Genomic DNA, 20856 nt, shown 5'->3' on the forward strand with positions numbered 1-20856 from the left:
GCCAGAACAGGTCCGCCATCGCCGCCTCCGTGCTGCAAACGGCGGCGCCAGAACAGGTCCGCCATCGCCGCCTCCGTGCTGCAAACGGCGGCTCTGAATCACAAAACCAGAATTCTCGCAACGTCTTGGTTCGGTTCACACCCTAGATACATGGGCTTTCAATGAGAGCGCACGGAATTTCTTCGAAGCTGCCGATTTCAAGCCGTTTAATATCGTCATGCGCAAGAAGCTAGGCAATTCTGCTTAGGTTGCGAGCGGGTGGGATGGCGATATCTACTTACCTAGATTATCGATCGGGAGAAGACCGGCGAAAATCCACCTGACCCATTCTTAGAGCGAATCCGCTGCGTCCGACCCCGTCCACGTCGTCGCGAGAAATTCGTATCGCGCTCGAAGGCGGATGTGTGGGGACGGGCAGTTTGGAACAGTCAGGAACCGAAATCTCGGAAGACCTACGGTCCACGCAGCGTCAAGCGGCGGCCAACGCTGCTTTCAAAGCTCGAATTTCCTGGTCGCGAACCTCCACGACCCTTCGCAGGTTGAGCAGTCCGATCACCTGCTTCGCCAGGGCGTTCAGGCACTCGGTCTGTTCCTCGTTCAGGCCACCCGGGCGCGCCACCGTGTCGATGACGCACAGCGTGCCCAGGGTCTGGCCCTCCGGCGAGGTCAGGGGGGCGCCTGCGTAGAAGCGGATGCCCGGTTCGCCCGTGACGAGGGGATTGGCGCAGGTCCGTTCGTCCTTGGTCAGGTCGGGGATCACCAGCAATCCAGGGCGCCCCAGGGCATGGGCACAGACCGACGCGCTGAGATCGGTCTCAGAGGGTTTGAAGCCGGAGCGGGCTTTGAACCACTGCCGGTCCGCGGCCACGAGGCTCACCAGGGCCACCGGGACCGCACAGACCGAACGGGCGAGCAGCACGATCCCGTCGAAGCTGGCTTCCGCATCGGTGTCGAGGATCGCGTAGGCATCCAGCACCGCCAAGCGGTCGGGGTTGCCGATAGCGGCCACCGGGTCACGGTCGTTGCTCATCCGGTCAATCTTTCCGTCGGCTGTCGGCAGCCCCGGAGGGCGAACCGATCAGGCGGCGCAGGACGCGGCCCACCTGTTCGGCCGAGTAGGGCTTTTGCAGCAACTCGAACCCATGGTTGTTCTGCCCGGCAAGAACGTGGCTGTAACCCGAGGTCAGCACCACAGGCAGCCCGGGGAAGTCGCTGCGGATCGCTTTGGCGAGTTCGAGGCCGCCCATTCCGGGCATCACCACGTCCGAGAACACCGCGCGGAACGTCTCCGTTCCGGTCTGAAGCCGCTCCAGCGCCGCTTCGCCGCTGACCACAAGCTCCGTCTGGCAACCAAGGTCTTCCAGAAGCTGGGTCGCGGTGAGCCCGACCTCGATGTTATCCTCGACGATCAGGATGCCTTGTCCGTAGCCCAGCGGCGACAGCAGCGCATCCGGATCCACGGAGTCGATCACCCCGGCTCCGCCTTCGGCCCGAGGCAGGTAGAGGGTGAAGGTCGTGCCGTGTCCGAACCGGCTGCTCACATCCACGTCGCCGCCCGATTGCTTGGCGAATCCGAAGACCTGGGAGAGGCCGAGGCCGGTGCCCTTGCCGACCTCCTTGGTGGTGAAGAACGGCTCGAAGATCCGCTCCATCTGCTCCGGGGCGATACCGCTTCCGGTGTCGGTCACCGAGACCGATACGAACGTCCCGTTCTGCGCGGGATGGCTTCGGATGACGGGGATCTGCTCCACGGGCCGCACGGCGACCGTCAGTTCCCCCTCGCCGTCCATCGCGTCGCGGGCATTGACCGCCATGTTGACCAGCGCGGTGTCGAACTGGCTCATGTCGGCATTGATGTAGCAGGGGGCCGGGGAAAGCTCGGTGGTGATCCTGATGCGGGAGCCGGTCAGCGTGCGGATCATCTCGCCGGTCCGGCGTAGGCTCTCGCAGGCGTCGAAGACCTCCGGCGTCAGCGGCTGCCGCCGTGAGAAGGCCAGCAACTGATTGGTGAGTCTGGCGGCGCGCTCGACCGTGTCGGAGATCGCGCCGATGTAGCGGGCACGACGCTCGTCGGAGAGATCGGGCCGCTTGAGCAGATCGGTGGACGACTTGATGACGGTCAGCAGGTTGTTGAAGTCGTGAGCGACGCCGCCGGTGAGCTGGCCCACCGCTTCGAGTTTCTGCGACTGTCGGAGGGTGTCCTGCGTGGTCGTCAGTTCCGCTTCGGCTCGCAGGCGGGCCGAGATGTCTCGGGCGTAATGGAATGCGCCGATGACCTGACCGGCATCATCCCGCAGCGGCGAGTAGGACACCTCCCAGTAAGGCTTGACCCGGTCGGGGTCGCCGAACTCCTCGGTCACCGAGAAGGCCTCCCCCGTCAACGCCCGCTCCATGAGATTGCGCATGACGGGCGCCTGGTCGGGCGGGAAGAGGTCCGGGAACACGTCTCCGAGCTGAACACGGTAGGCGAAGATCCGGTGGAATTCGTCGCTGTGCGCCTGGTTGAAGGCGATGAGGCGGAACTCCGTATCGAAGGCGCAGATCGGCGCGACGCTCGCCTCGACGAGATCGCCGTAGAGGCGGAGTTTGGCGGTGCGCTCGGCTACCCTCGCCTCCAGCGTGTCGTTCAACTCGCGCAGGGCGATCTCGGCCCTACGCCGCGCCGTGATGTCGGACGCCGCGCCGTACCACTCGGTAATGTTGCCCTCGGCATCCAGCAGCGGCACCGCGCGGGAAAAGGCCCAGCCGATGGTGCCGTCGACCTGATTGACCCGATGCTCGATGGAGTAGGTCGATTGGGTTCGGATCGCCCGTGCGATCTCCGCCCGGACGGCTTCCCGGTCGGCGGCCGGGATGTACTCGTCCAGCCAGTTCCGGTTCGCGCTGGAGGTGTCGGGGATGAAGTTACCGCCCGCGAGCTGGTCGAGTTCGGTCCAATCGGCGTTGATCCGGTAGCGCACCTCGGAGGAGCTGCGGATCAATGCAGCGAGGGTCTGCTCGCTTCGCTGGAGGGCGAGTTCGGTCTGCCGTCGTGCAGTGATATCGGAAAAGAGCACCGCGACCTGCCGCAGGCTGGCCGGCTCGACGCGATGCGCGGTGACGGCCAAGTCCCGCCCCGTGGCGACCAGGTGCTGCTCGAACTTGATCGGCACGCCGGTCCTCAAGACCTCGGCGTAGCGGTGCACCCACTCGTCGGCCTCGGCGCCGACGATCTCACGCAGGCGCTTGCCGACGGCATCCGGGATGCCAGAATTCGCGGTGTAGGCCGGGTTGGCCTCGATGTGGATGTAGTCGCTCAACGGTCCTTCGGGACCGTCCAGGAACTCGATGACGCAGAACCCCTGCTCGATGGAATCGAACAGCGTTCGGTAGCGCGCCTCGCCAGGATGACGGGCAAGGCCAGCCTCTGCGCTCATGGACGGGCGGTCGAGCTCGGTCATGGCTTCGAGGATGGGCCCGGCGATATCCGCTGAACGTCCTTCGTCTCCTGATGGGATCGCAGCAGGCGCACGGCCGCGCGGATCAGGTCGCTCGCGGAGGCATATTCTCCGCGCATGACCTGATCATCGACCCACGCGGCGAGCGGCTCGGTCAGCGCGATGTGGCGGGAGTGCTTGGCGGGCATAACCCTCGATAGCATCCTTCCTCGGCGGGGTGTTTCCTATTCGACACCTGCGACGCGATGGACGGCCCTTCGGACCAGCCCGGGCGTGATCTGAGCCAGTCCCTGAGAGACCAGCGTGAACCGTATCGCGTGACATCACGTCGTTGTGATCTAGGTTAAAAGAAGAAGCCATGTTCTTTGGCGAACTCGACCTAGGAAGGTTCGCCGGTGTCCGACGCAATCCGCAACTTAATGGACGTGATCCTGAGAGGAATCGTTGAGGACGAGGGATTTGCACGCGAACTGGCCGACGCTGCTTTCCAGCTTGGGTCTGACGACGACCTCGTGTCGGTTCAGGTTCTGTGCAGCCTGAGCCGGCAGCATCGCGTGCGCGCGATCAAGGGACGGGCCGAACTCGCTGCCCTCGCGGAGCGATACATCCGCGGCGAATGCCCGTGAGAGGATCGGGCTGGAGGAGCGCTCCTACGGCAGGAGCTTGTAGCCGCCGCCCTCGGTGACGAGAATCGCCGCGAGGGCCGGGTTCGGCTCGATCTTCTGGCGCAGGCGGTAGATGTGCGTCTCGAGGGTGTGGGTGGTGACCTGGGCGTTGTAGCCCCAGACCTCGGCCAGCAGCGTGTCGCGGCCCACCACCTCGCGCCCGGCCCGATACAGGAAGCGCAGGATCGCGGTCTCCTTCTCGGTGAGCTTCAGCTTGGAGCCGCGCTCGCCCACCAGCAGCTTGGCGCCGGGCCGGAAGGTGTAGGGACCGATCTGGAAGACCGCGTCCTCGCTGGCCTCGTGGCTGCGCAGATGGGCGCGGATGCGGGCGAGCAGCACCGCGAACTTGAACGGCTTCGTGACGTAGTCGTTGGCGCCCGCTTCCAGGCCCTCGACGGTGTCGTCCTCGGAATCCTGCGCCGTCAGCATGATGACCGGGCCGCGATAGCCGCCGCGGCGCATGGCCCGCACGCCCTCGCGCCCGTCCATGTCGGGCAGCGCGACGTCCATCACCACGAGATCGATGCGGTCGTCGGTGACGCGGGCGATGGCGCTCTGGGCGTCCACCGCCGTCAGCACGGTGAACTCGTCGTAGAGATCGAGCTGTTCCATCAGCGTCTCGCGCAGCGAGGCGTCGTCGTCACAGATCAGAAGGCGATGGGTGTTCGGCATCGACCGAAGGACTTTCAGGCAGTTTCGCGGGGTTCGTCTGCGGTTGTCGGGCTGCAGACGAACGATGACGCCGAGGCTTCGGCACACAAGCACATTCCAAGGCAACGATGATGACACGGTGGCATCGTCATGCCTTATGTAAATCACACCGTGCACACTTAGCCCACAATCTCAACTGCGCACAATACGGTTGTGCGCAGTCTATCCGGCCCCTACGGCGCGGCGCGGCCGAAAGTTTCAGGGGCCGGACCGGAGCGTCTGGCGCTCCGCATCGGGGAATCGCCCGGCCGGCCGCCCAGCCCCGGCGAAAAACTCGATTGGCAGCCTGCGGGCGGGCACGCGATAAGCGGCCGATGAAGCGCCCCCCGAAGCGAACGACCCAGCGCGTCGCCCTGCCACACCTGCGCGTGCGCGCCCTCGTCACGGACCGGAGCCGGGGCCAGCTCCTGGCGGGCGGGGCGATCGTCCCCTGCGCCCTCGGGCGGGCCGGGATCACCCAAACCAAGCGCGAGGGCGACGGCGCCTCCCCGCGCGGCCGCTTCCGCCTGCGCGGCGGTGTCTACCGGCCGGATCACTTCGCGAGCCGCCCGGCGAGTCCCCTCCCCTTGGCGCCGAGCGCGCCGGGGGACGGCTGGTGCGACGATGCGCGCGACCGGCGCTACAACCGGCCGATCGCCCTGCCGGCACCGGGGGTGGGGCACGAGCGGCTATGGCGGGAGGACGGACTCTACGACCTCGTGGTCGACCTCGATTACAACCGGGGGCCGATCCGACGCGGGCGCGGCTCGGCGATCTTTCTGCACGTGGCGCGGCCCGGCTTCCTGCCGACCGAGGGCTGCGTCGCCCTCCGGCGCGCCGATCTGGTCCGGCTGCTGCGCCGGATCGGCCCGCGCACGCACCTGTGGATCGGTTGATCCTGGCGGATCAAGTGAACCCCGCACCTCGGGCGGCGCGGGCCTGCAGGGCGGCGAGGCTGCTGCGCACGGCGATGGCGAGGGGCGTGTGCGGCTCCTCCCCCAGAAGGGCGACGAGGCGGGCATTGTCGAGTTCGAGGCTCGTCGACCACAGATAGCGCATCTCGATCACCTCGCGCAGGAAGGTGACGAAGGGCGCCCCGGCATAGACCGGCAGCCACCGGAACGGCCGGACCGGCGGGCGCGCGCCATGCGCCCGGCCCGCCGCTTCAGCCACCGCCTCGGCCACCGCATCGGCCACCGCATCGGCCATGCCGCGCCCGTGCAGGTGATGGCCGCGGAAGTGCAGGCTCAGGCAGCGCGGCAGGTCGGCCTCCCGGTCGGCGAGGCGCGCGAAGGTCTCGGCGAGATCGGGCAGGTAGGCCCAGGCATGGCCGGCGCCCGGCACCTCGGGGGTGACAACCCGGCGCACGGGTCGGCCCTCCCGCATCAGCACGGTGGTGACCCAGGAACTCGGGGCGCGCGGGCCGAAGAAGTCGCCGGCGCGGACCACCAGCGAGGCGAGGCCGGCCTCCGCCGCCGCCGCCGCGAGCATCGCCTCCATCTCGACCCGCACGGCCCCCTTGCGGGTGCGGGGATGGCGGGGCGCGTCCTCGCCGAGGCGGGCGCCGCCCTTCGGGGTGAACACATCCGGGCCGTAGACGTAGAGGCTTCCCGGCAGCAGCAGCCGCGCCCCCGCGCCCTGTGCCGCCGTGATCGCGTGGGCCAGCATCGGCATCGCGAGGCCGCGCCAGTTGCGGTAGCCGGGCGGGTTGGCCCCGTGGAACAGCACGCGGGCGCCGGCGGCGGCGCGCACCAGGTCGGCCTCCCGCAGGGCGTCGCCCGCGACCCAGTCGAGGCCCTCCGGCCCGCTCAGTCTGGCCCGGTCCGGGTCGCGGGCGAGGCCGCGTACCCGCCAGCCGTGCCGCAGCAGCGCCTCCGCCACCGCCCCGCCGATGCCCCCCGTCGCCCCCGTGACCAGGGCCAGTCGCTCCGTCATCGCCTTCACTCCTCTGTCGAAATCCACGCGAGGATGCAGGCGGCGAGGCTCTACGCCCATTGCCGAAAGGTAGTGACCTGCCATACGAAAATGCATGGATGGTCCTTTGGAACACCGAAACGCCGATCCGGACTGGCACCTGTGGCGGGCCTTTCTCGGCGTGGTCCAGGCGGGCAGCCTGTCGGGCGCGGCCCGCGCGCTGAGCCTGACCCAGCCGACCCTGGGCCGGCAGATCGCGGCCCTGGAGCGAAGCCTGGGCCTGACCCTGTTCACCCGGTCGAGCGACGGCCTGCGGCCCACCGACCGCGCCCTCGACCTGCTGCCCCAGGCCGAAGCGATGGCGGCGGCCGCGGCCGCGCTGATGCGGCGGGCCTCGGGCGCCCCCGACGCGATGCGGGGCCGCATCCGCCTGACCGCCAGCACCTTCCTGGGCGGCGCCGTGCTGCCGGCCCTGCTGGCAGGCTTCCACGACGCCCATCCGGGGGTCGACCTCGAACTGTCCTTGAGCGACCGGACCGAGGATCTGCTGCGCCGCGATGCCGATCTGGCCGTGCGCAACGTCGCCCCGACGCAGAGCGCCCTCGTGGCCCGGCGCATCGGCACGGCGCCGATCCGGTTCTACGCCCACCGCGCCTACGTCGCCCGGCGCGGCGTTCCGGCCTCGGCGGCGGATCTCGGCCGGCACAGCCTGATCGGGCGCGCGGCCCATGCCGAGCGGGTCCGCCCGAGCCTCGGCCACGACCTGACCTTCGCGTTCTCCTGCGCCGACGATCTCGGCCTGCTGGCGGCGCTGCGCGCCGGCTTCGGCATCGGCTACTGCCAGGACGGCATCGCCCGGCGCGACCCGGATCTGGTGCCGGTCCTGCCCGAGATCGTCCTGGCCGAGGTCGGAATCTGGCTCGTCATGCACGAGGACCTGCGCACGACGCGCCGCATCCGCGCCCTGTTCGATCATCTGGCCGGGGGGCTGAAGGCGTATCTGGACGGCCCGGAGCGGGATGTTTCGAGACGGTCGCCGAGGTCCTGATCGAGGCGCCCCCCCCGCGTGTTCGCCACACCCTTGCCGGCGGACCGCGTCCCCCTCCCCTGTGTGGGGAGAGGGAGCGGCGCTGTCCTGCCGAAGACCCCGGCTGCCGGATGCCCGGTCAGCCCGCCACGGCGGCGGAGACCGCCGTCAGGGCCGTCATGTTGACGATGCCCCGTACGGTGGCGGTGGGGGTGAGGATGTGGACCGGCTTTGCCGCCCCGAGCAGGATCGGGCCGACGGAGACGCTCTGGCCGGCCACCACCTTGAGGGCGTTGAAGGTGATGTTGGCCGCCTCCAGGTTCGGCATGACGAGGAGGTTGGCCTCGGCGGTGAGGGCCGAATCCGGCCGCAGGCGGCCCAGGATCGTCCGGCTGAGCGCCGTGTCGGCCGACATCTCGCCGTCGATCTCGAGATCCGGCGCGCGGGTGCGGATGAGCGCCAGGGCCTCCCGCATCTTGCGCGACACCGGATCGTCGATGCTGCCGAAATTCGACGCCGCGACCAGGGCGACGCGCGGCGTCTGGCCGAAGCGGCGCATCTCCGCAGCGGCCTGCACCGTCATGTCGGCGATCTCCGCGGCGCTCGGGTCGCGGTGGATGTAAGGATCGCAGATGAACAGCGTGTGCCGGGGCAGTTGCAGCAGGCCCATGGCGGCGAGCCCCTGCGCGCCCGGCTTCAGGCCGATCGCCCCGGCCACCTCCGCGAGGTGGGCCGGATAGGTGCCGGTGGTGCCGCAGAGCAGGCCGTCGACCGCGCCGGCGGCGAGGAGCCGGGCCGCCTGCACGGTGGCGCGGGCCTCAGACGCCGTCTCGGGCGCTGTCTCGGGCGCGGTCTCGGCGACGTGCACGTCGGTGCCGATGCGGATGCGCAGGCCGAGACCGGCGATCTTCCGGGCGATGGTCTCGGCCCGTCCGACCAGGACCGGGGTGGCGAGGCGCTCGTCGACCACCACCTGGGCGGCGCGGAGCACGCGGTCCTCCTCGCCCTCCGCATAGGCGATCCGCTTCAGGCCCGTCTCGGAGGCCGCGGCGAAGACCGGCTGCATCACCGTGCCGGAGGTGTAGACCAGGCGCTCCAGGGAGCGGCGGTAGGACTCGACGTCCTGGAACGGCCGGGTGGCGACGCCGCTGTCGATGGCGGCCTGGGCCACCGCCGGGGCGACGGTGGTGATCAGGCGCGGGTCGAACGGGCGCGGGATCAGGTAGTCGGGCCCGAAGCGCAGCTCGTGGCCGCCATAGGCCGCCGCGACCACATCCGACGGCTCGGCATGGACGAGGTCGGCGATGGCGCGCACGGCGGCGCGCTTCATCGCCTCGTTGATCTCGGTGGCGCCGACGTCGAGGGCGCCCCGGAAGATGAAGGGGAAGCACAGGACGTTGTTGACCTGATTCGGGTAGTCCGAGCGTCCGGTGGCGATGAGGCAATCCGGACGCACCTGCTTGGCCAGCGCCGGCAGGATCTCCGGGTCGGGGTTGGCGAGCGCCAGGATGATCGGCCTGTCGGCCATGCTGGCGACCATCTCGGGCTTGAGCACGCCGCCCTGGGAGACGCCGAGGAAGATGTCGGCATCCTTGACCGCATCGCCGAGGGTGCGTGCCTCGGTCTCGCGGGCATAGGCGCGCTTCTGCGCGTCGAGGGAGGCCATCCGGTCGGTGGAGACCACGCCGCGGGAATCGCAGACGACGATGTTCTCCTTGCGCAGGCCGAGGCCCACCAGGATGTTGAGGCAGGCGATGGCGGCGGCGCCCGCGCCCGAGCAGACGAGGCGGGCCGTCTCGATCGGCTTGCCCACCACCTGGAGGGCGTTGATCAGGGCGGCGGCGGCGACGATGGCGGTGCCGTGCTGGTCGTCGTGGAAGACCGGGATCTTCATGCGCTCGCGCAGCTTCGTCTCGATGACGAAGCATTCGGGGGCCTTGATGTCCTCGAGGTTGATGCCGCCGAAGGTCGGCTCCAGGCGGGCGACGGTCTCGATGAACTTCTCCGGGTCGGTCTCGTCGATCTCGATGTCGAACACGTCGATGCCGGCGAACTTCTTGAACAGGCAGCCCTTGCCCTCCATCACGGGCTTGCCGGCGAGCGCGCCGATATTGCCGAGGCCCAGCACCGCCGTGCCGTTGGTGATGACGGCGACGAGGTTGCCGCGCGAGGTCAGGCTGTAGGCCTCGTCGGGCGCGTGGTGGATGGCCATGCAGGCGGCCGCGACGCCGGGGGAATAGGCGAGCGCGAGATCGCGCTGGGTGCTCATGTCCTTGGTCGGCTGGACCGCGATCTTCCCCGGGGTCGGAAAGCGGTGGTAGTCGAGGGCGGCCCGGGTCAGGGCGGCCTCGGTGCCGGCATCGGCGTTGGCGGCGGCGCCCGCGGTGCGCAGGTCGGTGTCCTTGCTCATGGTGTTCGTTCCACAGATCGGTTGCTAAGGGGTCCGCGACGGGGCCGGCGCGTGCCTCGTCCGGGCATCGGCCGGCCGTTCCCGGTCCGCGTGGCCCGGGGTCGGGTCGTCGCCTGGGCGGCCCCCGGAGACGGGGCCGCGCGGTTCGCAGGCGGTCAGTGAGCCTTTTTCGGCCCGTCCTTTTTCGGCATGTAGAGGTCGGTGATGGTGCCTTCGAAGGCCTCCGCCGCCAGCCCGATCGTCTCCGACAGGGTCGGGTGCGGGTGGATGGTCAGGCCGATATCCTCGGCATCCGCCCCCAGCTCGATGGCCAGCGCCGCCTCCGCGATGAGGTCGCCGGCCGAGGGGCCGACGATGCCGCAGCCGAGGATGCGGTCGGTCTCGGGATCGAACAGCACCTTGGTCAGGCCCTCCTCGCGCCCGAGCGCCAGCGAACGCCCGGAGGCCGCCCACGGGAAGACGCCCTTGCCGAGCGTGATCCCCTTCGCCCGGGCCTCGTTCTCGGTCAGGCCGACCCAGGCCACCTCGGGGTCGGTATAGGCCACCGAGGGAATGACCTTGGCGTCGAAGGCGCTGGGCTTGCCGGCGGCGACTTCCGCCGCGACCTTGCCCTCGTGGGTCGCCTTGTGGGCCAGCATCGGCTGGCCGACCACGTCGCCGATGGCGAAGATGTGGGGCACGTTGGTCCGCATCTGCCGGTCCACCGCGATGAAGCCGCGCGCGTCGACGGCGACCCCCGCCGCCTCGGCGCCGATGCGATGGCCGTTGGGGCGCCGCCCGACCGAGACCAGCACCTTGTCGAAGGTGTCGGTCGCCGGCGCGCTGCCGCCCTCGAACGAGACCTTCAGGCCCTCGGACGTGGCCTCGACGGCGGTGACCTTGGCCTTGAGGTGGATCGCCTCGTATTGTTTCTGGATGCGCTTCATCAGCGGCATGACCAGGTCCCGGTCGGCGCCGGGGATGATCTGGTCCATCAGCTCGACGATGGTCACCTTCGAGCCGAGGGCGTGATAGACGGTCGCCATCTCCAGCCCGATGATGCCGCCGCCGATCACCAGCAGGCGGCCCGGGACGCCGTCGAGTTCGAGCGCCCCCGTCGAGTCGATGACCCGCGGGTCGTCATGCGGGATGAAGGGCATCTGCACCGGCTCGGAGCCGGCCGCGATGATGGCGTGGTCGAAACCGATCACGCGGGTCCGGCCCTCGTGCTCCACCGCGACCTGATGCGGTGAGACGAAGCGGGCCTCGCCCATCACCACCGTGACCTTGCGCTGCTTGGCGAGGCCCGAGAGGCCCCCGGTGAGGCGCTTGACCACCCCGTCCTTCCAGGCCCGCAGCTTGTCGATGTCGATCTGCGGCGCCGTGAAGCTGATGCCGTGCGCCGCCATGGCGTGACTCTCGTCGATGACCTTGGCGGCGTGCAGCAGGGCCTTCGACGGGATGCAGCCGACATTGAGGCAGACGCCGCCGAGATTCGGCCAGCGCTCGACCAGCACCACCGACTGGCCGAGATCGGCCGCCCGGAAGGCGGCGGTGTAGCCGCCGGGACCCGCGCCGATGACGAGCACCTGGGCCCGCATCTCCTCGCCGGACACGGGGGCCGCGCCCTTCGGAGCCGGGGCGGGCGCCGCTCCGCCGGTCGCGGTGGCCGAGGAGCCGTAGCCGGCCTGACCCTCGCCCGGGGCGTGGCCGCCCGGGGAGGCGGACGCGGCACCGGATGTCGTCGTGTCGGTCACCGTGGGCTTCGGCGCGCCGGTGCCGGCGGCCTCGGCCATCACCAGGATCAGGTCGCCCTGGCTGACGCTGTCGCCGGGCTTGATCCGCACCTCGGCCACCGTGCCGGCCACCGGGGACGGGATGTCCATGGTGGCCTTGTCGGATTCCAGCACGATGATCACGTCGTCGACCGCGATCACGTCGCCGGGGCCGACGCTGACCTCGATCACGGGCACGTTCTGGAAGTCGCCGATATCCGGCAGGTGGACGTCGTTGCTGCTCATCAGGTCACCTCACTCGTTGGGTCGCGCGGGCCGGGCTCCGTCGTCAGACGACGAGGCGGCGGACGTCCTCCAGGACGTGGGCGAGGTGGCGGGCGAAGCGCGCGGCGAGCGCGCCGTCGATGACGCGGTGATCGTAGGAGAGCGAGAGCGGCACGATCAGGCGCGGCTCGAACGCGGCGCCGTTCCAGACCGGGCTCATCTTGGCGCGGGCGACGCCCAGGATCGCGACCTCGGGGGCGTTGACCAGCGGCGTGAAGGACGTGCCGCCGATGCCGCCGAGGCTGGAGATCGAGAAGGTGGCGCCCTGCATGTCGGCCGCCCCGAGCTTGCCGTCGCGGGCTTTCGCCGAAATCGCCCCGAGGTCGCGGCTGATCTCGATGATCCCCTTGCGGTCGGCCTCCTTGATCACCGGCACCACGAGGCCGTCCGGCGTGTCGACCGCGACGCCGATGTTGTAGTAGCGCTTGAGGATCAGCGCGTCCTTCTCGGGGCTGAGCGAGGCGTTGAATTCGGGGTGCTTGCGCAGGGCCGAGACGGCGGCCTTGATCAGGAAGGCCAGCAGGGTGACGCGGTAGCCGTTGTCCTTCAGCGCCTTGCCCGCGTTGTCGAGCTCCTTGCGGTAGGCGTCGGTCTCGGTGATGTCCGACTCGTCCTGGTGGGTGACCAGCGGCACGTTGAGCCAGGACCGGTGCAGATGCGCGCCGGAGATCTTCTTGATCCGCGACAGCGGCTGGGTCTCGATCGGGCCGAACTTGGAAAAGTCCACCGCCGGGATCTCCGGGATGCCCATGCCGCCGCCGGCAAACGCGGCCGTGCCGGAGGCGCCGGCGGCCGGCGCGGCCGAGCGGGTGAGATGCCCCTTCACGTCCTCCTTGGTGATCCGGCCCTTCTCGCCGGTGCCCTTCACGGCAGTCAGGTCGAGGCCGAGTTCGCGGGCGAGGCGGCGCACGCCGGGGCTGGCATGGACCTGCGAGAAATCGGGAAGGGTGCCGACCGGCGCCGCAGGCGCAGTCGGGGCGCTCGGGCGGGAACTCGGGGCAGAACTCGAGGCCGGCTCCTGCTTGGCCAGGAGCGCGGCGCTGTCGGCGCCGGCCGGGGCCTCGGCGGCCTTGGCTGGGCTGCTGGAGGCCTTGGCGGGGCTGCTGGAGGCCTTGGCGGGGCTGCTGGAGGCCTTGGCGGGGCTGCTGGCCGCCTCGCCCTTGAACACCAGGAGCGGCGAGCCTTCGCTGACCTTGTCGCCCAGCTTGACCAGGATTTTTTCGACGACGCCGGCGCTCGGCGAGGGCACGTCCATGGTCGCCTTGTCAGATTCCAGCGAGACCAGCGGGTCGTCGGGTCCGATCGTGTCGCCCTCCTTCACGTGGATCTCGATGATCGGGATCTCCTTGAAGTCGCCGATATCCGGAATCTGGATCTCGATGCCCATTGCGCTTCTCCCTGGCTTGAGTCGGAACCTCTCGCGGGCTCCCTCGTCCGGTGATGTGTTCGGTGAAAGGTCGGGGATTCGGGGGCGCCGGATCAGACGGTCCAGGGTGCCGGCCGGTCCGTATCGATGCCGTACTTGGCGATGGCGTCGGCCACCGTCCGGGCGGGGATCACGCCGTCCTCGGCGAGGCTGTGCAGGGCCGCCACCACGACCCAGTGCCGGTTGACCTCGAAGAAGTCGCGCAGGCGGGCGCGGTAGTCGGAGCGGCCGAAGCCGTCCGTCCCGAGCACGCGGTAACGGCCCGGCACCCAGGTGCGGATCTGGTCGGCGAACAGGCGCATGTAATCGGTGGCGGCCACCACCGGGCCGGTGCGCCCGGTCAGGCAGGTCTCCATATGGGAGAGGCGCCGGCCCTCGAGCGGGTGCAGGAGGTTCCAGCGCTCCGCCGCCATGGCGTCGCGACGCAATTCGGTGAAGCTCGGGCAGCTCCAGATGTCGGCGCTGATCCCGAAATCCTGCGCCAGCAGGTCGGCGGCGGCGATGACCTCCCGCAGGATGGTGCCCGAGCCGAGGAGCTGCACGCGCAGACCCTCGGTCGTTTCCTTCGGGCCTTCCTTGAAGAGGTACATGCCCTTGATGATGCCGGCCTCGGCGCCCTCGGGCATGCCGGGGTGCTCGTAGTTCTCGTTCATCACGGTGATGTAGTAGAACACGTCCTCCTGCTCGGCATACATCCGGCGCAGGCCGTCCTGCACGATCACCGCCACTTCGTACGAGAAGGTCGGGTCGTAGGAGACGCAGTTCGGGATGGTCGACGCGATCAGGTGGCTGTGGCCGTCCTCGTGCTGCAGGCCCTCGCCGTTGAGGGTGGTGCGCCCGGCGGTGCCGCCGATGAGGAAGCCGCGCGCCCGCATGTCGCCCGCCGCCCAGGCGAGGTCGCCGACCCGCTGGAAGCCGAACATCGAGTAGTAGACGTAGAACGGAATCGTCGGCGCGTCGGAATGCGAGTAGGAGGTCGCGGCCGCGATCCAGGACGACATCGCGCCCGGCTCGTTGATGCCCTCCTGGAGCATCTGACCGTTCTTGTCCTCCTTGTAATACATGAGCTGGTTGGCATCCTCCGGCCGGTAGAGCTGGCCGACCTGCGAGAAGATGCCGAACTGGCGGAACATGCCCTCCATGCCGAAGGTGCGGCTCTCGTCGGGCACGATCGGCACGATGCGGTGGCCGATGGTCTTGTCGCGCAGCAGCGTGTTGAGGATGCGCACGAAGGCCATGGTGGTGGAGATCTCGCGGCCCGCGGTCTCCTTGAGCTGGGCCGAGAAGGCCGAGAGCGGCGGGATTTCGAGAGCCTGCGATTTGCGCCGGCGCGCGGGCAGCGGTCCGCCCAGGGCTTCCCGCCGCGCCATCAGGTAGCGGTGCTCGGGGCTGCCCTCGGGGAACTTGATGAAGGGGATCTCCGTCAGCTGGTCGTCGGTCAGGTCGATCTGGAAGCGGTCGCGGAACTGGCGCAGCACCGCCTCGCCCATCTTCTTCTGCTGATGGGTGATGTTCTGGCCCTCGCCGGACTCGCCCATGCCGTAGCCCTTGACGGTCTTGGCCAGGATGAGGGTCGGCTGGCCCTTGTGCCGGGAGGCGGCGCTGTAGGCGGCAAAGACCTTGCGCGGGTCGTGTCCGCCGCGGGTGAGGCGCCAGATGTCGTCGTCGCTCATGTCGGCCACCAGGGCCGCGGTCTCGGGGTAGCGCCCGAAGAAGTGCTCGCGGATATAAGCGCCGTTCTTCGACTTGAAGTCCTGGTACTCGCCGTCGACGCATTCCTCCATCAGGCGCGCCAGCATACCGGTGCTATCCTTCTGGATCAGGGCGTCCCAGCCCGACCCCCACAGCACCTTGATGACGTTCCAGCCCGCGCCCCGGAAATCGGCCTCCAGCTCCTGGACGATCTTGCCGTTGCCGCGCACCGGCCCGTCGAGGCGCTGGAGGTTGCAGTTGATGACGAAGACGAGGTTGTCGAGCTTTTCGCGCGCCGCGAGCGCGATGGCGCCGAGGCTTTCCGGCTCGTCCATCTCGCCGTCGCCCATGAAGGCCCAGACCTTGCGGCCATCCGTCTGCGCCAGGTTGCGGTGGTGCAGGTAGCGCAGGAAGCGGGCCTGATAGATCGCCATCAGGGGGCCGAGGCCCATGGAGACGGTGGGGAACTGCCAGAAATCCGGCATCAGCCAGGGATGCGGATAGGACGACAGGCCCTTGCCGCCGACCTCCTGGCGGAAGCCGAGGAGCTGGTCCTCGGTGAGGCGCCCCTCCAGGAAGGCGCGGGCATAGATGCCGGGCGAGGAATGGCCCTGCACGTAGATGAGGTCGCCGCCGTGGTGGGCGTCGGCCGCGCGCCAGAAATGCATGAAGCCGGTGTCGTAGAGGGTCGCGGCCGACTGGAAGCTGGCGATGTGCCCGCCGAGTTCCGACGAATCCTTGTTGGCCCGCAGGATGATCGCGATGGCGTTCCAGCGGATGGCCGAGCGGATGCGGTGCTCGATGACCCGGTCGCCGGGATGCGGGTCCTGCTTCTCGGGCAGGATCGTGTTCAGGTAGGCGGTGTTGGCCGAGTAGGGGACCGGAGCGCCCTTCTTGCGGGCCCCGTCGATGACCTGCTCGATCAGGTAATGCGCCCGCTCCGGCCCATCGACGTCGAGGACGCCGTCCAGCGAATCGAGCCATTCCTGCGTCTCGACGGGATCGAGGTCGCGGCTACGCTCCATGGCATCCTCCTGAAGGCTTTTTCTGCGGGCCTTGGGACCCGCTTATGTGGCTGATCCCCGCTGAGCAGCGTTCGTGCCACCTGCAACCAAGCCCGGTTCTCCTTTCGCCGCAATGGCTTCGGGGAATCACCCCGTATTTGGTCTGCGAATTTTGTTACGGGTTTCAGTTTTTTTGTCCGGGTTTCCGGACATGCGGCGGTCTGGTGCGAGGCCCCCCGCGAGCTGACGCACCCGCCATCGCCGGCCGCACCCCCTCCCCCCGACAGTCCCGATCCCGGCGACCGCCGGGGCGAGGCCGTGGGACGAGGCGAGCGTCGCACGAGAGATTCCGGAGCGAGGGGCTTCTGAACGCGAAAGAGCCGGTTCCGTCGCGACGGAACCGGCTCTCATGAAGGCGCCAGAACGGGTGGACCCGGCTCAGTGCACCAAAATCTTGGACAGGAAGTTCTGCGCCCGCTCGGAGCGGGCGTTGCCGAAGAAGTCGTCCTTGGTGGCGTCCTCGACGATCTCGCCCTTGTCCATGAAGATGACCCGGTTGGCGACCTTGCGGGCGAAGCCCATCTCGTGGGTCACGCACATCATGGTCATGCCCTCGCGGGCGAGCTGGACCATGACGTCGAGCACCTCGCCGACCATCTCGGGGTCGAGGGCCGAAGTCGGTTCGTCGAACAGCATCACCACCGGGTTCATGGCGAGCGCGCGGGCGATGGCCACGCGCTGCTGCTGGCCGCCCGAGAGCTGGCCCGGATACTTCTTGGCGTGGGCCGAGAGGCCGACCCGGTCGAGGAGCTTCAGGCCGGTATCCAGGGCGGCGCCCGGATCGCGCTTGAGCACCTTCATCTGGGCCAGGGTCAGGTTCTCGGTGATCGACAGGTGCGGGAACAGCTCGAAATGCTGGAACACCATGCCGACCCGGGCGCGCAGCTTCGGCAGGTTGGTCTTCTTGTCGTGCACGGCGGTGCCGTCGACCACGATCTCGCCCTTCTGGAAGGGCTCCAGGGCGTTGACGCACTTGATCAGGGTCGACTTGCCGGAGCCCGAGGGGCCGCACACCACCACGACCTCGCCCTTGTTCACGGCGGTGGTGCAGTCGGTGAGGACCTGGAAGTCGCCGTACCATTTGCTGACGGACTTCATGGTGATCATGGGGCCCGCGGTGCCGGGGGCCTGCGACGTGTTCAGCGGAGTGCGCATGGGAGGAATCCTCAAGGCTCGGGATGCGGCGGGACGCTCGGGCGTCAGCGGATGATGGCGATCTTCTTCTGGAGATGGCGCACCGCCATCGAGGCGATGAAGCAGACCGCGAAGTAGACCACGGCCGCGAACAGATACATTTCCACGAGGCGGCCATCGCGCTGGGCGATCTTCGAGGCCGCGCCGAGGAAGTCGGTGATCGAGAGCACGTAGACCAGCGAGGTGTCCTGGAAGAGCACGATGGTCTGGGTCAGCAGGATCGGGGTCATGTTTCGGAAGACCTGGGGCAGGATCACCGTGCGCATGGCCGAGAAGTAGGTCAGGCCCAGGGCCGAGGCCGCCGCCGCCTGGCCCTTGGGGATCGACTGGATGCCCGCGCGCATGATCTCGGAGAAGTAGGCCGCCTCGAACAGCGTGAAGGTCACCAGCGAGGAGGTGAAGGCGCCCACCGTCATCGGCCGGTCGGCCCCGGTCACCCACTGCCCGAGATAGGGCACCAGGAAGTAGAACCAGAAGATCACCAGCACGAGGGGCAGCGACCGCATCAGGTTGACGTAGCTCTTGGCCACCAGCGGCACCACCGGGATGCTGGAGAGCCGCATCATGGCGATGAGGGTGCCGAGGACGATGCCCCCGAGGGCGGCCAAAGCCGTCAGAGTCAGGGTGAAGCGCATGCCGTCGAAGAACAGGTACGGCAGCGCGGAGGTGATGACGGAGACGTCGAAATTCGCGAGCATCGCGGCGATCCTTGAAGAACGTGGCGGCGGGGGACGGGCCTTCAGCGATGGCCCGGGACGGCGACGCGACGCTCGATCCAGCCGGAGATGAAGATCACCACGACGTTGATGAGCACGTACAGGATGGTGGCGGCGGTGAAGGCCTCGAACACCTGGAACGAGAATTCCTGCATGGCGCGGGCCCGCGCGGTGAGTTCGAGCAGGCCGATGGTCAGCGCCACGGAGGTGTTCTTGAGGTTGTTCAGGAATTCCGAGGTCAGCGGCGGCAGGATCATCCGGTAGGCGCTCGGCAGGAGCACGTAGCGGTAGGTCTGGTACACCGTCAGGCCCATGGCGGTGCCGGCCATCTTCTGCCCGCGCGGCAGGGCCTGGATGCCGGCGCGCACCTGCTCGGCGACGCGGGAGGCGGTGAAGAAGCCCAGGCACACCACGGCGGTGTAGAACGGCGCGTTGGGGAGCTGCTTGACCCAGCTACCCCAGGATTCCGGCAGCACCTCCGGCAGGACGAAGTACCAGAGGAACATCTGCACCAGCAGCGGGATGTTGCGGAACAGCTCGACATAGACCGTGCCGACGGTGTTGGCGGTCTTCGACGGCAGGGTCCGCATCACGCCGACGACCGAGCCGAGGAAGAAGGCGATGACCCAGGCGCAGAGCGCCGTCACCACCGTCCACATCAGGCCCGAGAGCAACATGTCCGCGTAGGTCCCGGTGCCTTCCGGGGAGGCCTCGAAGAAGATGCCCCAATTCCAGTTGTAGTTCATCGCGTCGTCGTCCCCTGTGATCGGGCATCCGGGCGAGCGCCCGTGGCGAGAAGGCGGGCGCGCGCCCGTGAATGTGGCGGTGCTGTGTCGGACAGTGCCGAGACCTTGAGCGGAAGGTCCAGGGCCTTGACGGCCATGGCCGGGTCCCACGCTGACATTTCCAGAGATTTGCCGCTTTTCCGGGCAGGTGCAGCTTTACGGCACGCAGGTGCCCGCGCTCCGCGCCGAGGGGGCGGAGCGTGGGGCACGGGTCGATTCGGATCGGGTCGGGGGAAAACGGGATTCGGGCGCGGCATCGGTGGCCGGCCCCCAAGCATCATCCGGACCAGAGCGCGGGACTTGGCGCATCCTCGCGGGACTTGGCTCACCCTCGCGGGGCTTGGCTCACCCTCGCGGGACTTGGCGCATCCTCGCGGGACTTGGCGCATCCTCGCGGGGCTTGGCACATCCTCGCGGGGCGTGGCTCACCCTCGCGGGGCGTGCACGCCGCTCAGGCGTGGGCCGGATTGGCCGCCGGGGCAGCGTCCCGGGCCGGACGGCCGAGGGTGAGGATCAGCCCGGCGGCGACGAGGCAGAGAGCCCCGGCGGCGAAGAAGGCCGGCAGGTAGCTCGCGAGTTCGGTGCGCGAGAGGCCGGCCCCGTACGCGATGGTCGCCGCCCCGAGCTGGTGCCCGGCGAAGACCCAGCCGAAGACCAGGTTGGCGCGCTCGCGCCCGAACCGCGCCGCCGTCAGCCGGACGGTGGGCGGCACCGTGGCGATCCAGTCGAGGCCGTAGAACACCGCGAACAGCGACAGGCCGACGAAGGAGAAATCCGAGAACGGCAGGAACATCAGCGAGAGGCCGCGCAGGCCGTAGTACCAGAACAGGAGCCAGCGGTTGTCGTAGCGGTCGGAGAGCCAGCCCGAGGCCACGGTGCCGACGAAATCGAACACCCCCATGGCGGCGAGCACGCTGGCGCCCTGCACCGGCCCGATGCCGTAATCGGCGCAGAGCGGGATGAAGTGGGTCTGGATCAGCCCGTTGGTGCTGGCCCCGCAGATGAAGAAGGTGGCGAACAGCACCCAGAACACCCGGGTGGCGGCGGCGTCCCGCAGGGCCGCGATGGCCCCGCCGGCGCTCGGCCCGGGCGGGATCTTGCCCGCCACCGGCGGGATCTTGTCCATCGCTGGCGGGGTCTCGCCGTAAGGGGCCAACCCCAGATCTTCCGGGCGGTCGCGCATCAGGGCGAGCACGCCGAGGCCGGCCGCCAGGAGGAGCCCGCAGATCACCAGCAGCGCGGCGCGCCAGCCCAGGGCCTCGGTCAGGGCGGCCAGCAGGGGCAGCACCACCAACTGTCCGGTGGCGGAACTCGCGGTGAGCAGCCCGACGACGAGGCCGCGCCGGTGCGAGAACCAGCGGGTCGCCACCGTGGCCCCCAGCACCAGGGCGGTCAGCCCCGTGCCGATGCCGACCACCACGCCCCAGAGCAGGACGAGCTGCCAGACCTGGGTCATCCCCAGGGAGGCCAGCAGCCCGCCGGCGATGAGCAGGAGGGCCAGGAGCACGATCCGGCGCGGGCCGTAGCGGTTCATCAGGGCGGCGGCGAACGGCCCCATCAGGCCGAACAGGACCAGGCGCACGGCCAAAGCCGAGCCGATCGTCGCCGTGTCCCAGCCGAATTCCCTCTGCAGCGGCAGGATCAGCACGCCGGGCGCCCCGACCGCGCCGGCCGTCACCAGCATGGTCAGGAAGGTCACGCCAGCCACCGCCCAGCCATAATGCAGGCCGCGACGGGCCAACCCGGCCGCGACGGCATCGGAGAGGCGGAGGGTGGGATCGGTGGCCATGGCGCGTC

Annotated in this window: 16 protein-coding genes; 3 read left to right on the forward strand and 13 right to left on the reverse strand. The window is 69.1% G+C overall.

Annotated elements, in window-relative coordinates; all coding sequences use genetic code 11:
- Positions 1-469: 469 nt before the first annotated feature.
- The 3 genes from ASF60_RS16630 to ASF60_RS16640 are packed head-to-tail and all read right to left on the reverse strand — an operon-like array spanning position 470 to position 3625.
- A complete protein-coding gene (locus ASF60_RS16630) occupies positions 470-1030 on the reverse strand; it encodes a GAF domain-containing protein (RefSeq protein ID WP_056187371.1) in 561 nt (186 codons plus the stop codon).
- Between the two features lie 4 nt (positions 1031-1034).
- A complete protein-coding gene (locus ASF60_RS16635) occupies positions 1035-3416 on the reverse strand; it encodes a PAS domain-containing protein (protein ID WP_082508042.1) in 2382 nt (793 codons plus the stop codon).
- Positions 3417-3436: 20 nt separating this feature from the next.
- Positions 3437-3625, reverse strand: a complete 189-nt coding sequence (locus tag ASF60_RS16640; protein ID WP_056187375.1) for a ribbon-helix-helix domain-containing protein — start codon at positions 3623-3625, stop codon at positions 3437-3439.
- Positions 3626-3832: 207 nt separating this feature from the next.
- On the opposite strand from ASF60_RS16640, the gene ASF60_RS16645 reads away from it, so the two are divergent.
- A complete protein-coding gene (locus tag ASF60_RS16645; RefSeq protein ID WP_056187380.1) occupies positions 3833-4063 on the forward strand; it encodes a hypothetical protein in 231 nt (76 codons plus the stop codon).
- A 24-nt stretch (positions 4064-4087) separates the two neighbouring features.
- Here ASF60_RS16645 and ASF60_RS16650 read toward each other — a convergent pair whose 3' ends face one another.
- On the reverse strand, positions 4088-4774 hold the full coding sequence (locus ASF60_RS16650; RefSeq protein ID WP_056187383.1) for a response regulator transcription factor: 687 nt from the start codon (positions 4772-4774) through the stop codon (positions 4088-4090).
- A 353-nt stretch (positions 4775-5127) separates the two neighbouring features.
- Between ASF60_RS16650 and ASF60_RS16655 the strand changes: the two genes are divergently transcribed.
- Entirely contained in the window at positions 5128-5688 is a 561-nt protein-coding gene (locus ASF60_RS16655) for a L,D-transpeptidase family protein (protein WP_056187385.1), read from the forward strand.
- Between the two features lie 10 nt (positions 5689-5698).
- On the opposite strand, the gene ASF60_RS16660 is transcribed toward ASF60_RS16655, so the two are convergent.
- Entirely contained in the window at positions 5699-6727 is a 1029-nt protein-coding gene (locus tag ASF60_RS16660; protein WP_056187980.1) for an NAD-dependent epimerase/dehydratase family protein, read from the reverse strand.
- A gap of 94 nt (positions 6728-6821) precedes the next feature.
- Between ASF60_RS16660 and ASF60_RS16665 the strand changes: the two genes are divergently transcribed.
- Entirely contained in the window at positions 6822-7754 is a 933-nt protein-coding gene (locus tag ASF60_RS16665; protein WP_056187388.1) for a LysR family transcriptional regulator, read from the forward strand.
- A 118-nt stretch (positions 7755-7872) separates the two neighbouring features.
- Here the strand turns inward: ASF60_RS16665 and ASF60_RS16670 are convergent, their stop codons facing one another.
- From ASF60_RS16670 to ASF60_RS16705, 8 genes are all read right to left on the reverse strand, one after another.
- The gene (locus ASF60_RS16670; protein WP_082508021.1) at positions 7873-10143 is read right to left on the reverse strand and encodes an NADP-dependent malic enzyme; all 2271 of its coding nucleotides are present in this window, start codon (positions 10141-10143) and stop codon (positions 7873-7875) included.
- Between the two features lie 155 nt (positions 10144-10298).
- Positions 10299-12143: a dihydrolipoyl dehydrogenase gene (gene lpdA, locus ASF60_RS16675; protein ID WP_056187391.1), complete on the reverse strand. Its 1845-nt coding sequence runs from the start codon at positions 12141-12143 to the stop codon at positions 10299-10301.
- Positions 12144-12186: 43 nt separating this feature from the next.
- Positions 12187-13569: a dihydrolipoyllysine-residue acetyltransferase gene (gene aceF, locus ASF60_RS16680; protein ID WP_056187395.1), complete on the reverse strand. Its 1383-nt coding sequence runs from the start codon at positions 13567-13569 to the stop codon at positions 12187-12189.
- A 92-nt stretch (positions 13570-13661) separates the two neighbouring features.
- Positions 13662-16325 (reverse strand): pyruvate dehydrogenase (acetyl-transferring), homodimeric type, encoded by a 2664-nt coding sequence (aceE, locus tag ASF60_RS16685; RefSeq protein WP_056187400.1) that lies wholly within the window; start codon positions 16323-16325, stop codon positions 13662-13664.
- 417 nt (positions 16326-16742) lie between these two features.
- Positions 16743-17471, reverse strand: coding sequence for an amino acid ABC transporter ATP-binding protein (locus ASF60_RS16690; RefSeq protein WP_056187987.1), 729 nt, complete (start codon positions 17469-17471; stop codon positions 16743-16745).
- Between the two features lie 92 nt (positions 17472-17563).
- Positions 17564-18256 carry an amino acid ABC transporter permease gene (locus ASF60_RS16695; RefSeq protein WP_056187403.1) on the reverse strand — a complete coding sequence of 231 codons (693 nt, stop codon included), beginning with the start codon at positions 18254-18256 and terminating at the stop codon, positions 17564-17566.
- Between the two features lie 41 nt (positions 18257-18297).
- Entirely contained in the window at positions 18298-19020 is a 723-nt protein-coding gene (locus ASF60_RS16700; RefSeq protein ID WP_056187406.1) for an amino acid ABC transporter permease, read from the reverse strand.
- 490 nt (positions 19021-19510) lie between these two features.
- Positions 19511-20848: an MFS transporter gene (locus ASF60_RS16705; protein WP_056187409.1), complete on the reverse strand. Its 1338-nt coding sequence runs from the start codon at positions 20846-20848 to the stop codon at positions 19511-19513.
- Between the last annotated feature and the right edge of the window lie 8 nt (positions 20849-20856).

It is taken from the genome of Methylobacterium sp. Leaf113 (genome assembly GCF_001423325.1).
Lineage (GTDB): Bacteria > Pseudomonadota > Alphaproteobacteria > Rhizobiales > Beijerinckiaceae > Methylobacterium.

Excerpts from the sequence above, each read along its gene's own strand:
- ASF60_RS16630 (WP_056187371.1), bottom strand. The coding sequence starts at position 1,030 with ATGAGCAACGACCGTGACCCGGTGGCCGCTATCGGCAACCCCGACCGC.
- ASF60_RS16635 (WP_082508042.1), bottom strand. The coding sequence starts at position 3,416 with ATGAGCGCAGAGGCTGGCCTTGCCCGTCATCCTGGCGAGGCGCGCTAC.
- ASF60_RS16640 (WP_056187375.1), bottom strand. The coding sequence starts at position 3,625 with ATGCCCGCCAAGCACTCCCGCCACATCGCGCTGACCGAGCCGCTCGCC.
- ASF60_RS16650 (WP_056187383.1), bottom strand. The coding sequence starts at position 4,774 with ATGCCGAACACCCATCGCCTTCTGATCTGTGACGACGACGCCTCGCTG.
- ASF60_RS16655 (WP_056187385.1), top strand. The coding sequence starts at position 5,128 with ATGAAGCGCCCCCCGAAGCGAACGACCCAGCGCGTCGCCCTGCCACAC.
- ASF60_RS16660 (WP_056187980.1), bottom strand. The coding sequence starts at position 6,727 with ATGACGGAGCGACTGGCCCTGGTCACGGGGGCGACGGGGGGCATCGGC.
- ASF60_RS16665 (WP_056187388.1), top strand. The coding sequence starts at position 6,822 with ATGGATGGTCCTTTGGAACACCGAAACGCCGATCCGGACTGGCACCTG.
- ASF60_RS16670 (WP_082508021.1), bottom strand. The coding sequence starts at position 10,143 with ATGAGCAAGGACACCGACCTGCGCACCGCGGGCGCCGCCGCCAACGCC.
- lpdA (WP_056187391.1), bottom strand. The coding sequence starts at position 12,143 with ATGAGCAGCAACGACGTCCACCTGCCGGATATCGGCGACTTCCAGAAC.
- aceF (WP_056187395.1), bottom strand. The coding sequence starts at position 13,569 with ATGGGCATCGAGATCCAGATTCCGGATATCGGCGACTTCAAGGAGATC.
- aceE (WP_056187400.1), bottom strand. The coding sequence starts at position 16,325 with ATGGAGCGTAGCCGCGACCTCGATCCCGTCGAGACGCAGGAATGGCTC.
- ASF60_RS16690 (WP_056187987.1), bottom strand. The coding sequence starts at position 17,471 with ATGATCACCATGAAGTCCGTCAGCAAATGGTACGGCGACTTCCAGGTC.
- ASF60_RS16695 (WP_056187403.1), bottom strand. The coding sequence starts at position 18,256 with ATGCTCGCGAATTTCGACGTCTCCGTCATCACCTCCGCGCTGCCGTAC.
- ASF60_RS16700 (WP_056187406.1), bottom strand. The coding sequence starts at position 19,020 with ATGAACTACAACTGGAATTGGGGCATCTTCTTCGAGGCCTCCCCGGAA.
- ASF60_RS16705 (WP_056187409.1), bottom strand. The coding sequence starts at position 20,848 with ATGGCCACCGATCCCACCCTCCGCCTCTCCGATGCCGTCGCGGCCGGG.